Source organism: Streptococcus sp. oral taxon 431, from assembly GCF_023110115.1.
GTDB lineage: Bacteria > Bacillota > Bacilli > Lactobacillales > Streptococcaceae > Streptococcus.
Genome location: NZ_JALDVP010000003.1, coordinates 1 through 23,278, shown reverse-complemented (window position 1 = coordinate 23,278; position 23,278 = coordinate 1). Strand labels below are relative to the sequence as shown.

20 protein-coding genes, 17 tRNA genes and 1 other annotated feature (1 of these 38 cut by a window edge) are annotated in these 23,278 nt (G+C 40.7%); of the genes, 4 read left to right on the top strand and 33 right to left on the bottom strand.

Going from position 1 to position 23,278, the window contains the following annotated elements:
- Positions 1 to 152, bottom strand: a binding site (T-box leader) (it extends 80 nt beyond the left edge of the window).
- A 60-nt stretch (positions 153 to 212) separates the two neighbouring features.
- The 4 genes from M1F91_RS05290 to M1F91_RS05275 all read right to left on the bottom strand — a co-directional run bounded on the left by M1F91_RS05290 (position 213) and on the right by M1F91_RS05275 (position 5,755).
- Positions 213 to 1,439, bottom strand: a complete 1,227-nt coding sequence (locus M1F91_RS05290) for a DegT/DnrJ/EryC1/StrS family aminotransferase (RefSeq protein WP_247912907.1) — start codon at positions 1,437 to 1,439, stop codon at positions 213 to 215.
- Positions 1,440 to 1,478: 39 nt separating this feature from the next.
- Complete coding sequence (locus tag M1F91_RS05285; RefSeq protein ID WP_004251491.1) at positions 1,479 to 2,171, bottom strand: sugar transferase; 693 nt, start codon at positions 2,169 to 2,171, stop codon at positions 1,479 to 1,481.
- Positions 2,172 to 2,277: 106 nt separating this feature from the next.
- Positions 2,278 to 4,020, bottom strand: a complete 1,743-nt coding sequence (locus M1F91_RS05280) for an ABC transporter ATP-binding protein (protein WP_247912906.1) — start codon at positions 4,018 to 4,020, stop codon at positions 2,278 to 2,280.
- Entirely contained in the window at positions 4,010 to 5,755 is a 1,746-nt protein-coding gene (locus M1F91_RS05275) for an ABC transporter transmembrane domain-containing protein (protein WP_247912905.1), read from the bottom strand. The genes M1F91_RS05280 and M1F91_RS05275 overlap by 11 nt, the downstream gene beginning before the upstream one ends.
- 262 nt (positions 5,756 to 6,017) lie before the next feature.
- Here M1F91_RS05275 and M1F91_RS05270 point away from each other — a divergent pair, with 262 nt between their 5' ends.
- Complete coding sequence (locus tag M1F91_RS05270) at positions 6,018 to 6,845, top strand: exodeoxyribonuclease III (protein WP_247912904.1); 828 nt, start codon at positions 6,018 to 6,020, stop codon at positions 6,843 to 6,845.
- A gap of 11 nt (positions 6,846 to 6,856) precedes the next feature.
- A complete protein-coding gene (locus tag M1F91_RS05265) occupies positions 6,857 to 7,243 on the top strand; it encodes a VOC family protein (RefSeq protein ID WP_247912903.1) in 387 nt (128 codons plus the stop codon).
- 101 nt (positions 7,244 to 7,344) lie between these two features.
- Here the strand turns inward: M1F91_RS05265 and M1F91_RS05260 are convergent, their stop codons facing one another.
- The 7 genes from M1F91_RS05260 to M1F91_RS05230 form a co-directional block, all read right to left on the bottom strand.
- On the bottom strand, positions 7,345 to 8,253 hold the full coding sequence (locus tag M1F91_RS05260; RefSeq protein ID WP_247912902.1) for a type II restriction endonuclease: 909 nt from the start codon (positions 8,251 to 8,253) through the stop codon (positions 7,345 to 7,347).
- A 2-nt stretch (positions 8,254 to 8,255) separates the two neighbouring features.
- Positions 8,256 to 8,879, bottom strand: coding sequence for a hypothetical protein (locus tag M1F91_RS05255; RefSeq protein WP_247912901.1), 624 nt, complete (start codon positions 8,877 to 8,879; stop codon positions 8,256 to 8,258).
- Entirely contained in the window at positions 8,876 to 9,673 is a 798-nt protein-coding gene (locus M1F91_RS05250; RefSeq protein WP_247912900.1) for a site-specific DNA-methyltransferase, read from the bottom strand. Before M1F91_RS05250 ends, M1F91_RS05255 begins: the two co-directional genes overlap by 4 nt.
- A complete protein-coding gene (locus M1F91_RS05245; RefSeq protein ID WP_247912899.1) occupies positions 9,663 to 10,517 on the bottom strand; it encodes a DNA adenine methylase in 855 nt (284 codons plus the stop codon). Before M1F91_RS05245 ends, M1F91_RS05250 begins: the two co-directional genes overlap by 11 nt.
- A gap of 122 nt (positions 10,518 to 10,639) precedes the next feature.
- Complete coding sequence (locus M1F91_RS05240; protein WP_006152721.1) at positions 10,640 to 11,044, bottom strand: PaaI family thioesterase; 405 nt, start codon at positions 11,042 to 11,044, stop codon at positions 10,640 to 10,642.
- Positions 11,045 to 11,113: 69 nt separating this feature from the next.
- A complete protein-coding gene (locus M1F91_RS05235; protein WP_247912898.1) occupies positions 11,114 to 12,595 on the bottom strand; it encodes a UDP-glucose--hexose-1-phosphate uridylyltransferase in 1,482 nt (493 codons plus the stop codon).
- Positions 12,596 to 12,613: 18 nt separating this feature from the next.
- The gene (locus M1F91_RS05230) at positions 12,614 to 13,792 is read right to left on the bottom strand and encodes a galactokinase (RefSeq protein WP_247912897.1); all 1,179 of its coding nucleotides are present in this window, start codon (positions 13,790 to 13,792) and stop codon (positions 12,614 to 12,616) included.
- A gap of 168 nt (positions 13,793 to 13,960) precedes the next feature.
- On the opposite strand from M1F91_RS05230, the gene M1F91_RS05225 reads away from it, so the two are divergent.
- Positions 13,961 to 14,962, top strand: a complete 1,002-nt coding sequence (locus M1F91_RS05225) for a LacI family DNA-binding transcriptional regulator (RefSeq protein WP_247912896.1) — start codon at positions 13,961 to 13,963, stop codon at positions 14,960 to 14,962.
- A gap of 221 nt (positions 14,963 to 15,183) precedes the next feature.
- Here M1F91_RS05225 and M1F91_RS05220 read toward each other — a convergent pair whose 3' ends face one another.
- Together M1F91_RS05220 and M1F91_RS05215 are read right to left on the bottom strand one after the other, a co-directional pair.
- Entirely contained in the window at positions 15,184 to 16,221 is a 1,038-nt protein-coding gene (locus tag M1F91_RS05220) for an alcohol dehydrogenase catalytic domain-containing protein (protein ID WP_247913020.1), read from the bottom strand.
- Positions 16,222 to 16,300: 79 nt separating this feature from the next.
- On the bottom strand, positions 16,301 to 17,194 hold the full coding sequence (locus tag M1F91_RS05215) for a cation diffusion facilitator family transporter (protein WP_225750049.1): 894 nt from the start codon (positions 17,192 to 17,194) through the stop codon (positions 16,301 to 16,303).
- Positions 17,195 to 17,330: 136 nt separating this feature from the next.
- Here M1F91_RS05215 and M1F91_RS05210 point away from each other — a divergent pair, with 136 nt between their 5' ends.
- Complete coding sequence (locus tag M1F91_RS05210; protein ID WP_004251513.1) at positions 17,331 to 17,882, top strand: TetR/AcrR family transcriptional regulator; 552 nt, start codon at positions 17,331 to 17,333, stop codon at positions 17,880 to 17,882.
- A gap of 145 nt (positions 17,883 to 18,027) precedes the next feature.
- Here M1F91_RS05210 and M1F91_RS05205 read toward each other — a convergent pair whose 3' ends face one another.
- From M1F91_RS05205 to M1F91_RS05110, 20 genes are all read right to left on the bottom strand, one after another.
- Positions 18,028 to 19,548 carry an ABC transporter permease/substrate-binding protein gene (locus tag M1F91_RS05205; RefSeq protein ID WP_004251515.1) on the bottom strand — a complete coding sequence of 507 codons (1,521 nt, stop codon included), beginning with the start codon at positions 19,546 to 19,548 and terminating at the stop codon, positions 18,028 to 18,030.
- Positions 19,541 to 20,269: an ABC transporter ATP-binding protein gene (locus M1F91_RS05200; RefSeq protein ID WP_004251518.1), complete on the bottom strand. Its 729-nt coding sequence runs from the start codon at positions 20,267 to 20,269 to the stop codon at positions 19,541 to 19,543. Before M1F91_RS05200 ends, M1F91_RS05205 begins: the two co-directional genes overlap by 8 nt.
- A 171-nt stretch (positions 20,270 to 20,440) precedes the next feature.
- Positions 20,441 to 21,592, bottom strand: coding sequence for a DUF4767 domain-containing protein (locus M1F91_RS05195; RefSeq protein WP_247912895.1), 1,152 nt, complete (start codon positions 21,590 to 21,592; stop codon positions 20,441 to 20,443).
- A gap of 129 nt (positions 21,593 to 21,721) precedes the next feature.
- A tRNA-Ser gene (locus M1F91_RS05190) sits at positions 21,722 to 21,809 on the bottom strand.
- Between the two features lie 6 nt (positions 21,810 to 21,815).
- Positions 21,816 to 21,889, bottom strand: a tRNA-Ile gene (locus M1F91_RS05185).
- Positions 21,890 to 21,922: 33 nt separating this feature from the next.
- Positions 21,923 to 21,993 (bottom strand) — tRNA-Gly (locus M1F91_RS05180).
- A 20-nt stretch (positions 21,994 to 22,013) separates the two neighbouring features.
- A tRNA-Phe gene (locus tag M1F91_RS05175) sits at positions 22,014 to 22,086 on the bottom strand.
- A 4-nt stretch (positions 22,087 to 22,090) separates the two neighbouring features.
- Positions 22,091 to 22,164 (bottom strand) — tRNA-Met (locus tag M1F91_RS05170).
- A gap of 14 nt (positions 22,165 to 22,178) precedes the next feature.
- A tRNA-Ser gene (locus tag M1F91_RS05165) sits at positions 22,179 to 22,268 on the bottom strand.
- Positions 22,269 to 22,278: 10 nt separating this feature from the next.
- Positions 22,279 to 22,352: transfer RNA gene (locus tag M1F91_RS05160), tRNA-Ile, on the bottom strand.
- Positions 22,353 to 22,365: 13 nt separating this feature from the next.
- Positions 22,366 to 22,439: transfer RNA gene (locus M1F91_RS05155), tRNA-Met, on the bottom strand.
- Positions 22,440 to 22,444: 5 nt separating this feature from the next.
- Positions 22,445 to 22,518: transfer RNA gene (locus tag M1F91_RS05150), tRNA-Pro, on the bottom strand.
- A gap of 14 nt (positions 22,519 to 22,532) precedes the next feature.
- A tRNA-Arg gene (locus tag M1F91_RS05145) sits at positions 22,533 to 22,606 on the bottom strand.
- Positions 22,607 to 22,617: 11 nt separating this feature from the next.
- Positions 22,618 to 22,703 (bottom strand) — tRNA-Leu (locus tag M1F91_RS05140).
- 7 nt (positions 22,704 to 22,710) lie between these two features.
- A tRNA-Gly gene (locus M1F91_RS05135) sits at positions 22,711 to 22,782 on the bottom strand.
- Positions 22,783 to 22,809: 27 nt separating this feature from the next.
- Positions 22,810 to 22,882: transfer RNA gene (locus M1F91_RS05130), tRNA-Thr, on the bottom strand.
- A 12-nt stretch (positions 22,883 to 22,894) separates the two neighbouring features.
- Positions 22,895 to 22,976: transfer RNA gene (locus tag M1F91_RS05125), tRNA-Leu, on the bottom strand.
- Positions 22,977 to 22,981: 5 nt separating this feature from the next.
- Positions 22,982 to 23,054, bottom strand: a tRNA-Lys gene (locus tag M1F91_RS05120).
- Positions 23,055 to 23,072: 18 nt separating this feature from the next.
- A tRNA-Asp gene (locus tag M1F91_RS05115) sits at positions 23,073 to 23,145 on the bottom strand.
- 2 nt (positions 23,146 to 23,147) lie between these two features.
- A tRNA-Val gene (locus tag M1F91_RS05110) sits at positions 23,148 to 23,220 on the bottom strand.
- Positions 23,221 to 23,278: the final 58 nt, after the last annotated feature.

Here is a 23,278-nt window from a genome sequence, read left to right as displayed (position 1 = left end):
GTTGCACTGTAAGGTGTGCCTACCGAATTTTCATTGTTTCAAATTCATTTTTTCAAATCAGCCCAATTTCACTACTTCCAACCACCTGTTCACAGTAACCACAGGCTCCCTGAAGATCAAAAATAACTACTTTTCTGATTTGTTGAGTTAATTATATGTTATTGTTTTTTCTTTGTCAATCGTTTTCATTCATTTTTTACTAATTTTTTTAATTATTTTTGTGAAGCACCTAGAATTTCTTCAGAAACTCTGACAAAAGTCTCAATGATATAATCTACTTCTTCGTCCGTTAATTTCGTGTGAAGCGGTAATGTAATTTCATTTTCAAAGAAGGCATAAGCTCGCGGATAATCTGCCATATCAAACCCAAGATTCTTATAGGCTGTCAAAAGCGGAAGCGGTTTGTAGTGAACGTTACTTGCGATTCCTGCCTTGGCCAATTCTTGGATGATTTGGTTGCGCTCTTCGAGACTTGCTCCTTCTACATGGGTGATGTAAAGGTGACGACAAGATTCAACGGTATCTGTCTCATGAGCCAATGGGTGAATACGAGTTCCCGCAAATCCATGGTCATAGCGAGTTACGATTTCTTTACGACGTTGTAGTAAGCCAGGATAACGATCTAGCTGAACTAGACCAAGTGAAGCCATGATATCTGTCATGTTGCACTTGTAGGCTGGTGTTACGATATCGTATTCCCAAGAACCTAGTTGCATCTTGGCAAGAGCATCTTTTGTTTGACCATGAAGGGAAAGGATTTGGAATTCCTTGTACATTTCTTCATCGTCAATCGCTGGATTTGCTTTCCAAGTGGCACTTCCTCCCTCAGCAGTTGTGAAGTTCTTAACTGCGTGGAAAGAGAATGATGTAAAGTCTGCAATGGAACCAGCTGGTTGTCCCTTGTAGGTTGAACCTAAAGCATGGGCACTATCAGAGACAATCACAATACGGTTAAAGGCCTTTTGCCACTTGCTAGCCGCTGTAAAGAGGTCGCGTTTCTTTTCTACAACTTGGAACAAACGGTCATAGTCACAGATAATCCCTGCTAGTTCTACCGGGATGATGACTTTAGTCTTCTCAGTAATAGCTTGCTCAAGCTTGTCATAGTCCATTTCAAAAGTATCATCTTGGATATCAACCATCACTGGTGTCGCACCTACGTGAGTAATGACGCTACATGAAGCTGTATAGGTCATAGCTGGAACGATGACCTCATCGCCAGTCCCTACTTCAAGCACGCGCAAGATCAATTCAAGAGCTGCTGTTGCAGAGTTGAGGCAGACTGTCTTAGGTGTCTGAGTATAGACAGATAGACGACGTTCTAGTTCTTTTGTCTTTGGACCTGTTGTGATCCAACCAGAACGAAGGGTATCGGCTACTTCAGCAATTTCAGCTTCGGTAATATCGGGTGGTGAAAATGGAATATTATACTTTGTCATTGATTTACTCCTTTTACTGTATTCACTCTTGTGACTACTTTATTTTAAAACTTCAACTACAGTCTGGAACATGATCTTGATATCTCCGAAGAAATTAAAATCACGTAGGTAGGCTAGGTTAAAGTGCATTTTCTCTGGAAGGACTCTTTCTACATAAGCCTGGTCAACCGTCATACCTTTTGCAGTCATTTGACTGATGATGGCATCCTCATCCTTATAGTTAATGCTGGCAAGGGAAGTAATCCCTGCAGGTAAGAGCAAGGTAGCCATCATTTCAGGACTATACTGCTCTGTGTAGCGTGGTACTTCTGGGCGTGTTCCTACAAAAGACATCTCCCCTTTGAGGACATTGACCAATTGCGGTAATTCATCCAAACGAACACGTCGAATGAAATTTCCAACTTTTGTGATGCGACTGTCATTTGCAGAAGTTACTAGACTTCCTTTCTTGTCCGCATCCGTCACCATAGTCCGGAATTTCCAAATCTTAAAATGACGGTTGTACTGGGTTACCCGCACTTGCTTGTAAATAACTGGACCCTTGCTATCTAGCTTGATCCAAATGCTTAGAATCAGAAATAAGGGGGAGGTCAAGATTAACAAGACTACGGCTAGAAACAAATCTAGACAACGCTTGAAAATCAGTGAGCCTTTTCTTCTAGACACAAGCTGGTAGTATGGTTTTACCTCGCTCAATTGCATTTCTTGAGGTAGTTCATCCCATTTCAGCATGCACATTCTCCTCTGTTTTTTATATATAATCTTTATTAACATTCTACATTATACCACAAAATGAAAGAGGCAGTGCAAGAAATCTATGTTTTAAAGGAATTCTTCCCTAGGAAAGAGCACCTGCTTGCAAACTATACATCTTGTGATAGGTTCCACCTAATGCTAGGAGTTCCTCGTGGGTTCCACTCTCAATGATTCGTCCCTTGTCAAGGACATAGATACAATTAGCATCTTGAATGGTAGAAAGGCGATGGGCAATGGCAATGGTTGTCCGACCTTGTCTCATCTTAGCTAGGGAATTTTGGACCAGAGCTTCTGTTTCAGAGTCGATATTGGCTGTCGCTTCATCCAAAATCAGGATTTTAGGTTGACTGGCAACAGTTCTAGCAAAGGCAAGAAGCTGACGTTGACCGGTTGAAAAACTCGAACCACGCTCTGATACAGGAGCATCATAACCTAAAGGAAGATCTTGAATGAAGGAATCTGCATCGACAAATTCTGCTGCAGCCTTGACTTGGTCATCGCTGATATCTTGGTACATGGCGATATTGGACTTAATGGTCCCATGATAGAGGAAGGGGTCCTGTAGAACCAAACCGATGTTTTTTCTCAACTCCTCTTGACTATACTCTCGAATATCCACACCATCTAGGAGAACCCGACCTGACTGAAATTCGTAAAAACGCATGAGGACATTGATGATAGAAGATTTTCCCGATCCTGTATGTCCGACAAAGGCAATGGTTTCACCTTTATTGACGGTAAAGGAAATATCATCGAGAATTTGGTGTTTTCCATCATAGGAGAAGGACACATGTTCAAAGCGGATATTCCCTTCTTGAATCTCAGCCTGGCCATTTTCTTGGACCGGTTCATAGTTGGTCTCATCGATGAGTGCAAAGACACGACCTGCTGACACCATGGATGTCTGAAGAGTAGAAAAGTTTTGCGTTACCTCGATCAGCGGATCAAAGAGACGGTTGATGTACTGGATAAAGGCATACATGGTTCCTGCTGTTATGCCTAGATAAAGACCACGATAGCCAAAGTAAGCCATCAAAACCGCATATCCCAACAGCTTCAACAAACTCATAGCTGGACGCAAAAAGAGGGAGTCCAAGGCTACTGAACGGTTAGCGTAGACTAGGTGTTCCTGATTTATCTCATCAAACTCTTCTTGCAGGCGCTTTTCTTGGTTAAAGGCTTGAATAATACGAATTCCTTCGATATTTTCTGCCAGCTTACTGTTAATATCTGACAGTAGACTTCTGGTTTTTTCAATGACCTTGACCGATTTTTTACGGTAGAGATTGACCAAAAGGAAAATCAAAGGTAGGAAGAGCAAGACTAAAGCAGTCAGACGATAGTCCAGAACTAACATGGTATAAAGGGTCGTCACGAATATAAAGACTGCCGAGATAAAGCTAGATAAGATCCCCGAAAACATATCACTGATAGTCTCGGTGTCATTTGTCAAACGAGAGACAATAGAGCCTGCAGGCGTTTTATCAAAATAAGACATGCCTAGCTGCTCCATATTGGCAAAGGCATCACGTCGGATATCTCTAACGATACTGTAGGACACACGCGCAAAAAGGAGATTCCCCACATATTGGACAATAGTTTGAAGAATGTAGAGACCATAGTAAACCAGCAAAACTGTAACAGCAAGCTGATTAAGGTTGTTTAGATACTGGTCGATAAAGTGAGAAGCTACTAGGGGGATAATACTCTTAACAACAGTCGTCGCGAGGAGAAAAGCAAGGGCTAAAAAGGTTAGGAGACTATAGGGCTTAAGATAAGACAACAAACGCTTCAATACAGCCCATTGTTCTTGTTTATTCCGCATCTTCTTCTCCTTTCATTTCTAACTGTTGAGACTGGTAGGTTTGGGCATACCAACCATCCAAGGCTAGTAAGTCTTCATGCCTACCTCGTTCAATGATGCGACCATCCTGCATGACCAAAATCAAATCTGCGTGAACAACTGCACTGAGACGATGGGCAGTGATGATAGTCGTTTTATCTTTGCGAGTTTCCTTGAGATTATCGATGATTGCGAACTCTGTCTTAGCATCCACAGCTGACAAGGAATCATCTAAAATCAAGATATCAGGATTTAGAATCATAGCCCGACTCATAGCCAGACGTTGCTTTTGTCCACCAGATAGACTAACACCTTTTTCCCCGATAACTGTATCAAATCCCTCAGGCATGGCTTGAATGTCTTGATAGACTTGAGCCAACTGAGTCGCTTCTTCTACTGCAGAGAAAGGTAGGTCGGGATTTCCAAAACAAATATTCTCTAAGATAGAACTAGCAAAGAGAAATTGGTCCTGTGGGACGTATCCCATCAAACTTCGTAAATCAGCTAGTCGATAGTCACGAATGTCATGACCATTTAGATAAATAGCTCCTTGGTCAACGTCATACTCTCGTAGGAGCAATTTCATCAAAGCTGTTTTCCCTGAACCAGTCTGTCCAACCAAGCCCAAGGTTTGCCCTTTTTCGAGACTAAAATGTATATCTCTCAGCGTCTCTTCGTCTTCAAAGGCAAAACGATCAATGGCATAGTCCAAGCGCCCATTTTCAATCCCTTCAAGTGGAGATTCTGGATCTTTGACAGGTGATTCTTGGGACAAAAGACTCTCAATTCGTTGATAAGAAACCTTCCCTCTTTGAGTAATATTAAAGAGGAATCCAATAGCCATCAAGGGCCAGACCAACATATCCAAGTAAGAGATAAAGGTGACCAGATTACCAACGGTTACTTGTCCCGCTTGCACCATAAAGGCACCGACTAAGAGAGTTAAGGCATAGGAAGAACCAACAAAGAGTAGAACCATAGGGTCAAAGAGGCTATCATATTTCATGGTTTGCAGATTCTTTTGGAAGGTCAAATCATTGACTTCCTGGAAAGATGCCAACTCATCGGATTGATAACCAAAGGACTTGGTTACCTTGATACCTGATACAGATTCTTGAACCTTATTATTGAGTTCAGAAAAGGCTGCTTGGGATTCGCCAAAAGCCTTATGGGTCTTTCTCCCCAGACGACTAGTCGCATAGGCCATAAATGGCAAGGGCAGAATGGCAACCAAGGTCATCTGCCAAGAAATGCTAAAGAGCATAGTCAGCAGAGTCACCAAGGCTGTGATAGAGGCATCTACCGCAGACATGACACCACCACCTGCTAGACGAGTCAGGGCATTGATATCATTGGTTGCGTGAGCCATCAAATCCCCAGTTCGATAATTCTGATAAAAAGCAGGCGACATTCTTGTAAAGTGCTCAAATAGTCTTGAACGCATGATTTGTCCAAGTCGGTAGGAGGTCCCTAGGATATACATACGCCAAACGTAACGCAGGTAGTACATCCCGAAAGCAGCGAGCAGGAGATAAAAGAGATGAAGTAGGAGCTCGTCCTGTGTTAATCGTCCTGAAGTAATGGCATCGATTACGCGTCCCATAACCATCGGTGGGATGAGGTTTAGTACAGAAACCAAAACCAAAGCTACAATTCCAACTAGGTAACGGCGTTTTTCTAATTTAAAAAACCACCAGAGTTTTTGGATGATGGACATAAAATTCCTTTCTAATGACAAATGGAAACCTGAGGCATGGACCCCAGGTTTTTCCTATTCATAGGTGATGACACTAACTTAAACTTTGTCATATTTAGCGATAAAGATACTCAAAGGAGTAACATTTCATTTATTTTCAAACTTTTACATAAATCATTCTTTATTATATAGGAATGACCTGGATTTTTCAAACTATACGCTGGGGAAATACTTCTTTTTCTGGTATAATATTTTCTATAATCTGAATGAAAAGGTAAACATTATGAAATTGATCTCATGGAATATTGATTCCCTAAACGCTGCACTCACGAGTGATTCTGCGCGTGCGAAATTATCACAAGACGTCCTCCAAACATTGGTTGCTGAAAATGCTGATATCATTGCCATCCAAGAAACCAAGCTTTCAGCTACAGGGCCTACTAAAAAACACCTCGAGGTGTTAGAAGAACTCTTCCCTGGATATGAAAATACTTGGCGTTCCTCTCAAGAGCCTGCTCGTAAAGGCTATGCTGGAACCATGTTCCTCTATAAGAAAGAACTCACTCCAACTATCAGCTTCCCAGAAATCGGTGCTCCTTCTACCATGGACTCTGAAGGCCGTATCATCACTTTAGAATTTGATACATTTTTCGTGACTCAAGTTTACACACCAAACGCTGGTGATGGACTCAAACGCTTGGAAGAACGTCAAGTCTGGGATGTCAAATATGCAGAGTACTTGGCTCAACTAGACAAACAAAAACCTGTCCTAGCAACCGGAGACTACAATGTTGCCCACAAGGAAATTGACCTTGCAAACCCAGCCAGCAACCGCCGTTCACCAGGATTTACAGACGAAGAGCGTGAAGGATTTACAAACCTTTTAGCCAAAGGATTTACAGATACCTTCCGTCATATCCATGGCGATGTGCCAGAACGCTATACTTGGTGGGCACAACGTAGCAAGACTTCAAAAATCAACAACACAGGCTGGAGAATCGACTACTGGCTCACAAGTAACCGTGTAGCAGACAAGGCTACCAAATCAGACATGATTGACTCAGGCGCACGCCAAGACCATACACCGATTGTCTTGGAGATTGAATTGTAAGGAGTTTCTTTATGGACTACAATGCAGTTATTCCCGAGTTTATAGTCTCGAATCTAGAACAGTCTCGTTCCTTCTACTGCGACTTATTGGGATTCTCTGTCGAATACGAGCGTCCAGAGGAAAAATTTCTCTTCCTTTCGCTTGAAGACTGCCAACTTATGCTAGAAGAAGGTAACGCAGAAGAATTATCCCAACTGACTTATCCTTTCGGGCGTGGTGTCAATATCTCCTTTGGTATCAAGGATGTCCCCAGACTCTATCAGAAAGTAATCGAGTCTAACTATCCTATTCATCGTCCTTTGACTAAAAGAGAATTTCGTGTTGGTGAACAATATATCTACCCTCATGAATTTGCAGTTTTAGACCCAGATGGCTATTTTTTAAGATTTAGTGAATAGAATAATACAGCATTAGAGTGGAAAAAGAAATATAAAAAAGAGGCATGTGCCTCTTTTTCTTATTTCTTTTGTCACTTACCTAATTATAAAGTTCAACAAGTCTATTGTCGAAACAATTCAGATAAAAATCCTTCTCTCAACATTTCTAAATTAAACACATTAGTAATATGACTAAATGCTTCTGCTAATGGTAAGTGTGCAGTTTTCCATCCTTGACCATCCGTAACCCAAACAAACTCTACGTCATCATCTGATGTAACAACAAATTGACTAAGTTCAGTAAATTCTCCAGCCACCGCTTTTAATTTACTTCCACCTCCACCATAATAATTTGTTTCAATCAGCCAAATCTTATGTTTTTCTCGGGAATAAACTGCAACATCAAATCTTCTCTCAGATTTATCAACAGGTACTTTAATTCCCCACTTATCCTTAATAAATTGGGCTGTAGCTTGAGATTTCCATTCCAATTTTTGTTCCTGACAAATTTTTGCTACATGTCTCTCTAAAATCCCCTCCATGGTTGTTCCACTTCGGTTTTTTCGTGCATTGCTATCTAATCCAGTCTCTACTCCATAAACATAATCAACTAATGAACGATTAGCATGTTGTTGTAAAAAATTTAATAAACCAGATTGCTCGATAAATTTCAAGTAATCATCTATTCTACTAGTGTCTATCGTTTTGAAATCCAATTGCTCAAAAGACATATTATCATCATTGTCTATTGTAAGAATATCTAAAACTCTATCACGACTTGCGATTAAGCTAGGAATAGCTTTTAACAAATTAGGTTGTTTAGTGAATAAACGTAAAGCTTCTGAATAAATATCATCTTTACCAATTAAGTAGTTCAAAGTATTCAATTCTAATTCATACTTCTTTGTCTCACGGTCAACTTTATTCCAATTCACATAATACTCTGGAGTTCTATTGGTAATTGATAATGATTCTAAGAAAATCGTTAACCTTTCTTGTGGGGATTTTATTAAATAATTTTTAAAATTCATAATTAATTTTCCTCTTGTTTAGGTAATGGTAAGCCAATCGCATCTAATGGAATATAATTAAAATAATATTTACATCCAACACTAATAATATAATCTAAAGTATCTTTATAACGAGGATTTTTAAACCAATCTTTATCCAATAAATAAGAATAGCAAACTTCTTTATTTAACGGAGAAAAGAGTTTTTTATATTGTTTTAATTTAAAATCACATGTTTGCAACTTTTCATCTACACTTCCTCCACCACTCTGTGTTTTTTTCTCTATGATATATACAGTATTCTTACTAATAACAAAGATTGCTTCATCAGGCAATAATTTGGCGGATATGATTTTAGTATAATCAAAATCATCAATCTCATCAAAATAGCGATATAGGCCGTCTTTTTGGAAAATCTGTCCAACTTCTTCTCCTAAAAAATCGATTCTCCATCTCATTGGTTTTGAACGTTTTTTCGTTCCTTTGATAATTTTTGCCTTTTCACCCTTCCCCTGTCTCTTTGTATCAAGGTCAATATTTTTAATACTATAACCTGGTTGTTTGGATAAAAATGTAGGGAAATCCGTTTGTATTTCAAAAGCTAAACCTGTTTTAGTGTTTGCTCCTCCAATGCCACCCTTTTTCATTGTGTATATTCCAACCTCTTCTTTGCTATCTTTAAATATTCTTTTTCAGCATCAATGCCTATAAATCTTCTACCTAAGCGTTTAGCAACTACTCCAGTTGTTCCACTTCCTACAAACGGGTCTAAAATATAGTCACCTTCTTTAGTAGAAGCCAAAATTATACGTTCCAATAAATATTCTGGTTTTTGTGTTGGATGCTTGCCAGCCCATTTCTCAGCTTTTTTCGTCAAGGCTCCTGTCCAAACATCTTTCATTTGCTTACCATCATTTAGCTCTTTCATCAAATCGTAATTGTAATAATGACGAGCTTTTTTGTCATTTTTTCTTGCCCATAAAATAGTTTCGGTAGAATGAGTAAAATAACGACAGGATAAATTGGGTGCAGGGTTTGTTTTCTGCCAAGTAATATTATTTAGAATTTTAAAACCTTCTTGCTCTAATGCCATTCCAACTGAGTAAATATTATGCAAACTCCCTGAAATCCACATAGTCCCATTAGGCTTCAAAACTTCTTTTGCTAAACGAATCCATTTGCGGTTGAATTCATGCTTTTCCTCAAATGAAGAAATCTTGTCCCAATCTCCTTTATCAACGGAAACAACTTGTCCCCCCGAATTAGATATCCCACCATTACTTAAAAAATATGGCGGGTCAGCAAAGATCATATCCATACTCTCTGGTTTCATTTTTGACAATAATTTAAACGTATCTGCATGAACAAGAATCATTTTGTCTTTATTATAGTATGGTTTTGTCATTAAAACACCCCCATACTTATATTCGTTAATTTTCATAATTTGTGACTATAATTTCAGAAATTTTTCCTCGACTGGAAGACTTAGCACCATTTGTTCGTGTAGCCTCTACATGATGGATATTAAAATCTTGATATAATTCCTCTACTAAATGACTCGATGAATTTGACAACATTACATAAGCGCCTGCATCACTTAGTCTCCTAAATGTATCTCTTAATCTAACTTGGTCCTCATAAGAAAAACCTTCATGAGTATACGATGTAAAAGCGCTTGTCTCAGATAATGGAATATAAGGAGGATCGAAATAGATAAAATCACCCCCTTGAATATCTAAGAGTGCATCCTCAAAATCGCCTGCTCTAATCTCTATTTGATTGCTATTTAGATAATTTGAAATAGCAAATATTAACTCTTCATCAACAATTTTAGGATTTTTATAGCTACCGTATGGTACATTGAATTGATTTTTAGAATTCACTCGATATAAACCATTGAAATCAACTCTTAACATATATAGAATTCTAGCAGCTCTTTGGACATCAGACATGTTGTTTATTCTATCATCACGATCAGCTGAGCGTAATTGTAAGTAATAATCTTTTGAATTATTTTCCTGATGATACTTCAATATGTCAATTAACTCCCGAGGATTATTCCTAATTTGTTGATAACAATTGATTAACTCAGCATTGTAATCATTAATAACAGCCCTTTCAGGAGCTAAATCAAAAAATAATGCCCCCCCTCCGATAAAAGGTTCATAATAATCATTATACCTTTCAGGCATAAGTTCTTTTATGATAGGTAATAATTGCCTTTTACCACCTGTCCATTTAGTGAATGGTTGTAGAATAACTTTTTTCGTTTGTTCAATATTCATACTTATTATTATACCACATATAAGTAACCATTAGCTTAGTATTTCACTGCTCTTATATATTTCTCTGGAACTTCTTTAACAAAATAAAATGAGTAGGATACTTTTTCCTACTCATTTTTCTTTTATATCCTCACCTGTCTATCTTCTGACCGTTGTCCTGTGACAAACATGGTGAAGGTTGCTTTGCAGACATTTCGGCCATCTTGGTTGATGATGTCAACATCGACGACACAAGTGGTACGTCCTTGGTGGACACATTCTCCTTTGATAGTGAGAACATCTCCTAGATTTCCAGCTTTCAGATAATTGATGGAAGACTGGAGTGTCACCCCGTCTAATCCAAGCGAAATCACTACAAGTCCACTGATTTGATCACAAAGTGTAAATAGATAACCTCCATGGGCATTCCCATAGTAGTTGAGTGAGGAGTCCACTACTTTTGTTGTCACCACCACGTGACCGTCTCTCATTTTTTCAATTTCGTAATTTTCAAAGGCAGATATAGCGTCAAAGTGAAAATCTTTCATACGTTCCTCCTGATATTTCAAACGACACTATGATACTACTTTTCAAGACTCTACGCAAGAGAGAAGCACTTATTCAGGTAAAATACCAACCTGCTCCACAAAGCGCATAAAGGCAGCTTGTCCTTCTTCTGTTTGCTTGTAAACTCCTGCATCTTCCAAAACTCGAGCAAAGATTTTTCCAACAGATTCTTGGACGATTTCAAGAGCTTGTACTTTGTCAGTCAATCCAGGATGGGATTCTTTCAACTCATCCGCCCATTCTTGGTGATAATCTGCTACTGAAACATCCTCTCCGACTAGATAAGCTGCCACCTGCTCCACTTCTTCCTTCAAGCGTGGTGGCAAGATAGCCAATCCCATAACCTCTATCAAGCCGATATTTTCCTTCTTGATATGTTGGACATCCTTGTGGGGATGATAGATACCATCTGGATGCTCTGGAGATGTTTGATTATCCCGCAAGACCAAATCCAACTCAAACTGCCCATCTCTTTTACGCGCAATCGGTGTGATAGTGTGATGCGGTATTCCATCGCTTTCTGCCAAAACCTGAACACTCGGATCTGAGTATTGGCGCCAAGCCAGTAAGATTTTATCCGCTAGTTCTGTCAAATCCTCTTTAGAATCTGAAGTTAGTCGAATCACAGACATAGGCCACTGAACAATCCCTGCTTTGACAGTTTTAAAACCTGTAAAGGTAAAGCTTTTCTGAATAGGAGCCACTTCCATTGGGAAAACATGACGACCACCTTGGTAATGGTCATGGGTCAGGATGGAGCCACCCACGATTGGCAAATCAGCATTTGAACCAGCAAAGTAGCCTGGAAACTGCTCCACAATTGCTAACAAACGTTCAAAACTTTGGCGACTAATGGCCATAGGACGATGCTTGCTGTCTAGGAAAATACAGTGCTCATTAAAGTAAGCGTACGGCGAATACTGGAAGCCCCACTCCTGTCCAGAAATATCAAAACGAATAATCCGGTGATTGCTTCTAGCTGGATGATTGACACGACCATAGTAGCCTTCATTTTCCATACAGAGCTGACATTGAGGATAGTTACTCGACTTAACCAACTTAGCCGCCGCAATCTCCTTTGGATCCTTTTCAGGCTTAGAGAGATTGATGGTAATCTCCAGTTCACCATAGTCAGATGGTACACGATAAGCAATATTCTTTGCGATAGCCTTCAGTTTGATGTAGTCATTCTTCTGACTGAGTTGGTAGAAATCCGCAATTGCCTGCTCTGGTGACTGGGCATAGGTATCCCAAAAATCACGATTAACCTGACTTGGACAAGGCGTTACCAAGTCCATGAGGTCAGCACCGAGAATCTCACGCGCAGTCTGACTATCTTCAATTGTTCCCAATCGAACGGCTTCCTCGACAAGCTGATCTTTTAGTTCAATCAAATCATCCTGGTCAGTCTCAACTTCAAGAACTCCATCTCCTACCAGTGCTAAAACACGATTGGTCAGATAGATCCGATCCAACTCTTCAAAGGTGCTTTCTGCAATGACTTTGGTCACAAAATTTTCTACTAAGGTCACTAGATAACCTCCTTCTGACTATTCAAGAATGCGAGTTCCACCTGCAACTTCAGCGATGTAGAAGCTTGGAGCATAGCCAACAATTTCTTCATAGTGTTTGCCAACAGCTTCTTTAAAGGCCTCAACCGCATCTTTTTGAACCAAGGCAATCGCACAACCACCAAAGCCAGCTCCTGTCATACGAGCACCGAGAACACCTTCTTGAGCCCAAGCCGTATGAACAAGGGTATCTAATTCCAAACCAGTCACTTCGTAATCGTGCTCAAGTGAAACATGAGAAGCATTCATCAAACGACCAAACTTGTCCAAATCTCCTGCTTGAAGAGCCGCTTGCGCTTTAAGGGTACGTTGATTCTCAAGAACGGCATGACGCGCACGTTTCAAGCGATTTTCGTCTTTAATCAGATAGCTATATTGGTCAAAAGCCCATTCATCCAATTCACCCAAGGTTTGAATATTTAAGGCCACTTGGAGCTCTTCTACTGCTTTTTCACATTCAGCACGGCGTTCATTGTACTTAGAATCTGCTAGTTCACGGCGTTTGTTAGTGTTCATGATAACAACAACATTGTCCTTCAAATCAAGGGGAACCAAGTCGTATTCTAAACTGTTTGTATCCAGATAAATGGCACGTTGGTCTGCCCCCATACCGATAGCAAATTGGTCCATGATACCAGAGTTAACACCGATAAAGTTATTCTCTGTCAATTTCCCGATTTTAACCAAGTCTAGACGGTCCAATTTTAGGTCAAAAAGATATTCTGCTACGACACCAGTCAAAAGCTCTAAGGATGCAGATGAAGACAAACCAGCACCATTTGGGATATTCCCAAATACATAGAAATCAAAACCTTTATCAATCACATGGCCAGCTTCTTGCAAGAAATGAAGGACACCTTTTGGATAGTTAGTCCAGTTGTGCTCTTTCTCAAACTTAAGGTCAGCTAGAGGCACTTCGATAATGCCTTTGTCCTCAAAGTTTGCTGAGAAGAAACGCAAAACTTGATCATCACGCTTGCGTGCTGCTCCATAAGTTCCTAGTGAAATAGCAGCTGGGAAAACATGGCCACCATTATAGTCAGTATGCTCCCCAATCAAGTTGATACGGCCTGGTGAGAAGAAGGTTTGATCTGCTTCTTGACCAAAAACAGCAAGGAAGTCCTTGCGAAGTGCATCAGCAGTTAGATGTTGTGTCATATGAATTCTCCTTTGACAATTTGTTAGGTAAAAAAGTTTACCTTGTAATCGTTTTCTTCTATTGTACCCAAGGGTTTTGCTTTGGTCAATATTTTTACCGATATTTTACTAAACTATGAGTAAAAAGATAGAAAAATATGATATAATAACCTAAAAAGGAGGGGAATTATGGCTACACTCAAAGATATTGCTCAGTTAGCCTCTGTCTCAATCGCAACTGTATCCCGTGTCCTCAATCGCGATCAGAGTCTATCTGTCACAGAAGAAACCCGACATCGTATTTTAACTGTCGCCGAAGAACTAGGTTATACCAAACATCTTAAAACAGGCGAAAGTCACAAACTGAAACAAAAGATTGCCATTATCCAGTGGGTCAGCGAACAAGGTGAGTTGGAAGACCTCTACTACTACCAGATTCGACTAGGAATCGAAAATAGGGCACAAGAATTAGATTACGAAATCTTACGCTATTTCAACGATCAACCTTTTACGCTTAGCGAAGAAGTCATTGGAATTCTTTGTATTGGAAAATTTAGCCAAGCACAGATTGCATCATTTGAAGAATATCAAAAACCTCTAGTTTTTCTAGATAGTGACACCATAGCCTTGGGACACACCTGTGTCATTACAGATTTTAATAATGCTGTTAGACAGGTAGTCGATTACTTTACAGACCACGGGATTAAGAAGATTGGTATCTTATCCGGTCTTGAAACTACTACTGACCAAGAAGAAGTCATCGCAGACAAACGCTTAGGTTACTTTAAATCCTATACGCAAGAAAAGGGAATCTATAACGAGAAATTCATTTTCCAAGGACTATTTACTGCCCAATCTGGATACGACTTGATGAAAGAGGCTATCAAAAAATTAGGAGATAAACTTCCACAAGCCTTTTTTGCAGCTAGTGATAGTTTGGCAATCGGTGCCCTTCGCGCCCTTCAAGAAGCCAGCATCAGCATACCAGAGCGGGTCAGCATTATTTCCTTTAATGATACTATTCTAACCAAGCAAGTGTTCCCACCCCTTTCCAGTATCTCAGTCTACACCGAGGAAATGGGACGTACAGGAATGGATATTCTTAACAGAGAGGTTCTTCATGGGCGTAAAATTCCAAGCCTCACCATGCTTGGAACCAAATTGACGTTAAGAGAAAGCACCTTGCATTAAGCACAACACTTGAACATAAAAAAACCTAATAGAGATTCTCAAATCCTATTAGGTTTTTCTTTTTATACTCAATGAAAACCAAAGAGCAAACTAGGAAGCTAGCCGCAGGTTGCTCAAAGCACTGCTTTGAGGTTGTGGATAAGACTGACGAAGTCAGCTCAAAACACTGTTTTGAGGTTGCAGATAGAGCTGACGTGGTTTGAAGAGATTTTCGAAGAGTATTAATCCATCACAATCATAGACTTGATAGTCTTGCGTTCATCCATAGCCTTGTAAGCTTGGTCGATATCTTTCAGTTTATAGCTTGAAGTAAAGACACGACCTGGATTGATATCACCATCAAGAACAGCTTTGAGCAAGAATTGCTTATCGTATGTTGTTGCAGAAGCCGCTCCACCTGCAACAGATATATTTTGCATAAATGTTGAACCAAGAGCACGATTCTTATAATGTGGAACTCCTACAAATCCCATGCGACCGCCATTATAAAGGACACCCAGTGCTTGCTCAACAGCCGCCTCAGTACCAACACACTCAAGTGCTGCATCTGCTCCACCGCCAAGAATTTCACGCACCTTGGCTATTCCTTCTTCTCCTCGCTCAGCTACAACAGTTGTCGCTCCTGACTCCAAGGCCATTTGTTGTCGATCTTCGTGACGACTCATAAGGATAATTTGTGAAGCTCCACGCATCTTAGCTGCGATGACAGCACATTGGCCAACAGCCCCATCCCCAATAACGACAACCTTGTCGCCTTTTTGAACATTAGCCACACGCGCTGCATGATAGCCAGTCGGCATGACATCAGCCAGAGTCAAGAGGGATTTAAGCATCCCTTCTGTATAATCGGACGGTTGTCCAGGGATTTTAACAAGTGCCCAATTGGCATAGTGGAAGCGGAGATATTCAGCTTGGAAATTCCCTCCTAGGTTATTTCCGATATGATTGTCACAGGAACCATCAAATCCAGCACGACAGGCATCACACTCCCCACAACCATGAGTAAATGGCACAATCACAAAATCACCGGGCTTGACCGTTGTAATAGCTTCTCCAGTTTCTTCAACGATTCCGATCGCTTCGTGTCCACTATTTTTATGTCCCGCTTTAATATCTGGATTTCGGTAACTCCATAGGTCTGAACCACATACGCAAGCACGAACCACACGGATAATCACATCATCCGCTTCTTGAATGCTTGGACGTTTAACCTCTTCAATACCAACCTGACCTGCTTTTTTATAGACTGCTGATTTCATAAACATTTACCTCTCTGTATCTAACTTATTTCAAGTATACACTTTTTATGAAGCTTTCGCTCACTTATACTACGCCTCATCAATGATGATCGAGATCATGGTTTGCTTCTAGCTCTGCCATATTACGCTTATGGACCTGGTGGCTTGCTAAGTCTGCATCCACTTCAATGGTAATATTTTGAAAACCACAATCTTTGAGTATGTCTCGAATGGATTCTTTACAAACTTCCATATGCTTGACATGCTCGAGACAAACATGGATAATGGCATTTTTCTCCAAACCATCCATAGTCCAGAGATTGAGCTGATTGACACTAGCAACATAGTCCAATTGCTCTAAGCGACTCTTGACTTGCTTGATATCTACTCCTTCTGGCACAGCATCCAAGAAAATCTTGAGAGTAGACCAAAAACGTGGAATGGCTTTTGATAGAATAAAGAAAGAAATGACAAGAGATAAGAGCGGATCCAAAATATACCAGTCTGTAAATCGGAGAATAATTGCCATCAGGATAACAGCCAGCCAGCCCAGAGTATCTTCTAGAAAATGCAGGCTAAGAATAGATTCATTCTTTGTTTTTCCTTTACGAACCACTAAACTTGCTAACACATTTATAGTAACCGCAATGATTCCAAGCCAGAGGATGCCCTTATCATTAACAGGTTGTGGATGAAACATTTTTGTGATATTTTCCAAAATGACAAGTACAGATCCTGTCATAAGAATCACAGCTGTTATCAAAGCTCCTAGGAGGCTAAATCGTTTGTAGCCCAAAGTGTAATGACTATCCTCTTCACGATTGGAGATTGTTTCTAGAAAGGCTGATAGCCCAATTGCGATTGCATCTCCCAAGTCATGAACAGAGTCAGCAAGAACAGCACTCGAACCAAATACTCCACCTGCGATAAATTCAACAATGGCAAAGCTTAGATTTAAGAAAAAAGCCAGCCAAACAGCACGATTTGTTGTCATTTTTTTATTCTCCTTTGGTATAATAGTAGTAGTATAATTATTATCTTTACTAGTATTATATCTCATTCCAAAAAGAAAGGATAGGGGCTAACTGTTCGCTATGTACGTTACTGAACAGTTTGTTCAAATTGTTCATATGAGTACTCAAGATCGTCGCATTACCAAGACTCGAAAAGCCATCTATGCTGCTTTTTTGCAATTACTAAATCAAAAAAACTTTGAAACAATCACCGTTCAGGAGATAATAGACCTAGCAGATGTTGGTCGTTCCACCTTTTATAGCCATTATGAAAGTAAAGAATTACTCCTAGACCAGCTTTGCCTCTATCTCTTTCACCACCTTTTTGAACGCGAGGAAAATATTAGCATCGAAGCATATTTGACACATATTTTTTTGCATTTTAAGAAAAATCAAGACCACGTGACCAGTCTTCTTTTCTCAAAAAATGACTACTTCCTCCGTCAATTACAGAAAGAACTGGAACACCATGTTTATCCTATGGTAGCAGAGGACTTGCAAGTTTCCTATCCTAACATTCCCGCTTCCTACCTCAAGCATTTTGTAGTAATTAACTTTATCGAGACATTGACCTGGTGGCTGAAAAAGGGGAAATCTTATAAAGAAGACCAAGTAGTGAGATTTTACTTAGACGTCATGGAAATGAAGACTGAAAAAAAACTACTCTAGTTCTTACACTTTTAATTCTATTAGATTAGCTAATTGTATTTATTTCTTGACTTAAACTTACACAAAAACCCATCCTGCACAAAAGCAAGATGGGTTTATCATTCTAACTTATTTGAACAAGTTCGTAGCTAAAGCTAACTAGAGTTTACTTCTTCAGCAATCCTTCCTGGACTAGAAAATCACGCGCCACTTCTTCAGCTGATTGGCCTTCCACACCAACCTGATAGTTCATCTGACTCATCTGGCTCTCGGTGATTTTACCAGCTAGTTTATTGAGTACTGCTTCCAACTCAGGATGTTTTTCGAGTAATTCAGCTTTCATGAGTGGAGCGCCTTGGTATGGAGGGAAGAGTTGTTTATCATCCTCCAAAACCACTAAATCATAGCGAGCAATTTCAGCATCTGTTGAGTAAGCATCTGTAATTTGAATGTCCCCTGACTGGATGGCTTGGTAGCGAAGAGCTGGCTCCATGGTTGCCACATTGAGATTCAATCCATAAACAGACTGCAAACCCTTGTTTCCATCCTCACGGTCATTAAACTCCAGAGTGAATCCCGCCTTGAGCTGTCCTTCTACTTTTTTCAAGTCTGAAATCGTCTTAAGCCCATATTCTTGCGCAATTTTTTTAGGAACTGCTATAGCATAAGTATTTTGATAAGCCATGGGTTTAAGAAAGGCTAGTTGATCCTGTTTGGCAATACCATCACGAGCCACCTCGTAAACCTTTTCCGGGTCATGCCCAATTTGTGGAGATGATTGGAGGAGACTCTCTGTCACTGTCCCAGAAAATTCTGGATAGATATCAATGTCCCCTTTTTTCAGCGCTTGGTAAAGAAAGTCTGTCTTCCCAAAATTGGGTTTAACCGTCACCGTCATATCCGTATTTTCCTCGATGAGAAGTTTATACATATTCATGAGAATCTCAGGTTCAGGTCCTAACTTCCCAGCAATGACGAGATTGTCTTTCTCATTATGTGGAATGATGCTTGGAACATAACTAACTCCCAAACCAAGGACCATGACAGCAAAGGTCGAAACAATCGTACGCAATTTTGCCTTTTCCAAGTATTTGAGAATGACATTAAAGAGAATGGCCAAGATGGCTGATGAGATTGCTCCGATTAAAATGAGACTAGCATTCCGACGATCAATTCCCAAAAGGATAAAGGAGCCCAATCCACCAGCTCCCACAAGAGCTGCTAGAGTCGCTGTCCCAATGATCATAACGGTCGCTGTTCGAACCCCCGATACAATGACAGGCATGGCAAGTGGAATTTCAAACTTCTTGAGTCGCTCCCACTTGGTCATCCCAAAAGCAATCCCTGCCTCCTCAAGACTAGGATCAATGCCATTCAGGGCTGTGATTGTATTTTCTAAAATCGGGAAAATAGCGTAAATGACAAGGGCTGTGAGTGCTGGTAAGGTTCCAATCCCCATGAAAGGAATAAAGAGCCCCAACAAAGCCATTGAAGGAATGGTCTGGAAGATACCTGCAACTTGTAGCACCCAGGTCGCTACTTTTTTGTGACCATTTAGATAAACCGCAAGTGGGATGGTCAGAAAAATAGCGACCAATAAGGTCAAAAGAGATAATTGTAGGTGTTGACCCAGAGCTGTTACCCATTCACTAAATCGCTCCTGAAAGATTGAAATGAAATTAGACATGAAGGACACCTCCAAACAAGTTTGCTACAAAGTCTGTCGCAGGTGCTTGTAAAATTGTTTCAGGGTCAGCGACCTGGCAAATCTCCCCATCCTGTAAAACAGCAATTCGATCGCCTAATTTTAAGGCCTCGTCCGTATCATGAGTCACGAAGATAGTGGTCATACCAAACTCTTTGTGCAATTTTTTTGTCAGAGCCTGCAACTGCTTGCGAGAAATGGCATCGAGAGCAGAGAAAGGCTCATCCATCAGTAAGATTTTTGGCTCCGCAATGATGGCCCGCACAATCCCAATCCGTTGTTGCTCCCCACCTGATAACTCACTAGGCATGCGCTCTGCATACTCTGCAGCAGGCAGACCCACCTTGTCCAAGAGTTCTTCTGTTTTAGTGGCTATTTGTTCCTTACTCCAGCCCTTCATCTCAGGAATCAGTGCAATATTTTCAGCAACCGTTAAATTTGGAAAAAGAGCAATGGCTTGAAGGACATAGCCGGTAGAAAGACGTAATTCCCGTTCATCATAGTCCTTGATCCGTTTTCCGTCCATATAGATATTGCCATCAGTCGGCTCCAAGAGACGGTTCACCATCTTGATCATGGTGGTCTTTCCAGATCCTGAAGGACCCACTAGCACCATGAATTCTCCATTTTCAATGCGGAGATTGACATCTTTTAAAATGTCCTTATCCGTGTAGCGCAAGGCTACATGTTTGTATTCAATCATATTCTTCCTCACCATCTCCTTAAAAGCTAAGATCCTTATCTCACTTTTTATAAGAGTGTAATCATTAATATAATATTGTAATGCTAGAAATTACATCTGTCAACAATTTTGACTTGAAATCATATATAAGAAAAAGAGTTTGGCTAAGGCCAAACTCTCCATTATGATTGATTATTCTTCTTCTACCAAACGTTTAAACTCTGCTTGGATCTCTGTATTTTCTGTCGGTTTTAAGTACATGATTCCACCATTTGTCGTTGGTGAATGAAAAACAATCGTTTCTCCTGTGTTAGTTATCGCAAAAAAGTAACTATGCACATCCGGGTACTTATCCCAATTGCTATAACGCTCTACAATTCGGTACTGAGCATTTCCTAGACCTGTATCCGTATACTCAGCATTCATTTTTTCACTTGGTCCATCATCCCTAAGTGTATAGAGGTGGTCAGCCCCCACATCTCCTCCTGAGATTCCCTTTTGGTAATTGGGTTGTCCTAGTCTTTCTCCCCACCCTTTTATGAAGGCTTCTAATTTAGCAGACTTGCTAGCATTCCAAGGAGCTTTTTGTTCTTCACTCGAAATAGTCTTGCTGCTAGTAGAGCTTTCAAATTTCTTCCAATCTAGTTGCTTGAAGTTCATTAATTCGGCTTCTGTCTTACCAAAGTCAGAGTGCAAACTTTTATTCCCAGGAACTCGAATATCCTGTTCTTGTAGTTTACTTGCAGCTTGCTGGTTTAAATTCAGATGATAGAGTACTCCTCTACCTTCTCCTGTTCCAGAGGACCAACTTAATTCCAGGATATCGCCACCCTTATAGATATTCATAGAATTTCTGGCACCACCATGGCCGGCTACAAAGCCTTCTGCTAAAAGAACCGGTTTCTCATTTACAAGATAATAAAGACCCGAAATAAAATAATCACCATTAGATTGCTCAACGCCTACTAATAATTCCTCTACACCATCTTGATTAAGATCCGCATAGGTATAACGCATCTTATCTGATTGAAAAACTGCATTTTCAACAGACCAACTATTGATAGGGCGTTCAGTGCCTTTTAAATACTTATAGAGACCAGGAATTGCATTTACATCCTTCGGTGTAGAAAGTATTTTTTGGTAATTTTCAAAAACTGGCTTGTAAAATTCTTTAAAATTTTTCTTAGAATCTACGGAAGTTTGTTCATTAGTATTTGATTGAATGACAGTTGTGGATAAACTAAGATCCTGACTGATATTTTCAGAACTATGATTACTACAGCCAAACATAAAAAGACTTATGAATAAAACTAGCAAACCTCCTAAAATACCCTTTTCTTCCATAACAAACTCCTTAATAGTTATCTAATTATTGTAGTGAGTTCACTTACATTATATCAAATATTTATGAGTTATAAAAAGAATAATATAAGACTAAGACAATAAAAAAAGAGCTATAAAGCTCTTTAATTACGGAGAATAAGGGATTCGAACCCTTGCGCCAGTTACCCGACCTAACGATTTAGCAAACCGTCCTCTTCAGCCTCTTGAGTAATTCTCCTATTAATGGGCACGAGTGGACTCGAACCACCGACCTCACGCTTATCAGGCGTGCGCTCTAACCACCTGAGCTACGCGCCCAAGTTAAAAACTTGGTAATTGAACAAAGTTCAAAGCGGGTGACGAGAATCGAACTCGCGACAACAGCTTGGAAGGCTGTAGTTTTACCACTAAACTACACCCGCATAGTATCATATTAAAAAAATGGCGCGAGACGGAATCGAACCGCCGACACATGGAGCTTCAATCCATTGCTCTACCAACTGAGCTACCGAGCCAAAATTGCGGGAGCAGGATTTGAACCTACGACCTTCGGGTTATGAGCCCGACGAGCTACCGAGCTGCTCCATCCCGCGTTAATAATAAATAAAGGAGGATGTGGGATTCGAACCCACGCACGCTTTTACACGCCTGACGGTTTTCAAGACCGTTCCCTTCAGCCGGACTTGGGTAATCCTCCATCATTCCAATGGACCTTGTAGGACTTGAACCTACGACCACTCGGTTATGAGCCGAGAGCTCTAACCAGCTGAGCTAAAGGTCCAACAAGATCATTATAGCGGCGAAGGGGATCGAACCCCCGACCTCCCGGGTATGAACCGGACGCTCTAGCCAGCTGAGCTACACCGCCATCAATCGGGAAGACAGGATTCGAACCTGCGACACCTTGGTCCCAAACCAAGTACTCTACCAAGCTGAGCTACTTCCCGAGTTAAATGTTTAATGCACCCTAGAGGAGTCGAACCTCTAACCGCCTGATTCGTAGTCAGGTACTCTATCCAGTTGAGCTAAGGGTGCTCTTCAATATATGCCGAGGACCGGAATCGAACCGGTACGATCGTTACCAATCGCAGGATTTTAAGTCCTGTGCGTCTGCCAGTTCCGCCACCCCGGCCTCTATAAGCGAACGACGGGATTCGAACCCGCGACCCCCACCTTGGCAAGGTGGTGTTCTACCACTGAACTACGTTCGCATCGACTCTGGTTTATATTAAAAAAAATGCCGGCTACATGACTTGAACACGCGACCCTCTGATTACAAATCAGATGCTCTACCAACTGAGCTAAGCCGGCTGATTTCTATTATGCGGGTTAAGGGACTTGAACCCCCACGCCGTTAAGCGCCAGATCCTAAATCTGGTGCGTCTGCCAATTCCGCCAAACCCGCAAATATGACCCGTACTGGGCTCGAACCAGTGACCCATTGATTAAAAGTCAATTGCTCTACCAACTGAGCTAACGAGTCAAATAACTTTCGTTATTACGGTCCCGACGGGAATCGAACCCGCGATCTTCGCCGTGACAGGGCGACGTGATAACCGCTACACTACGGGACCTATGGGAGTTAACGGGATCGAACCGCTGACCCTCTGCTTGTAAGGCAGATGCTCTCCCAGCTGAGCTAAACTCCCTCGAGCTAAGCGACTTCCATATCTCACAGGGGGCAACCCCCAACTACTTCCGGCGTTC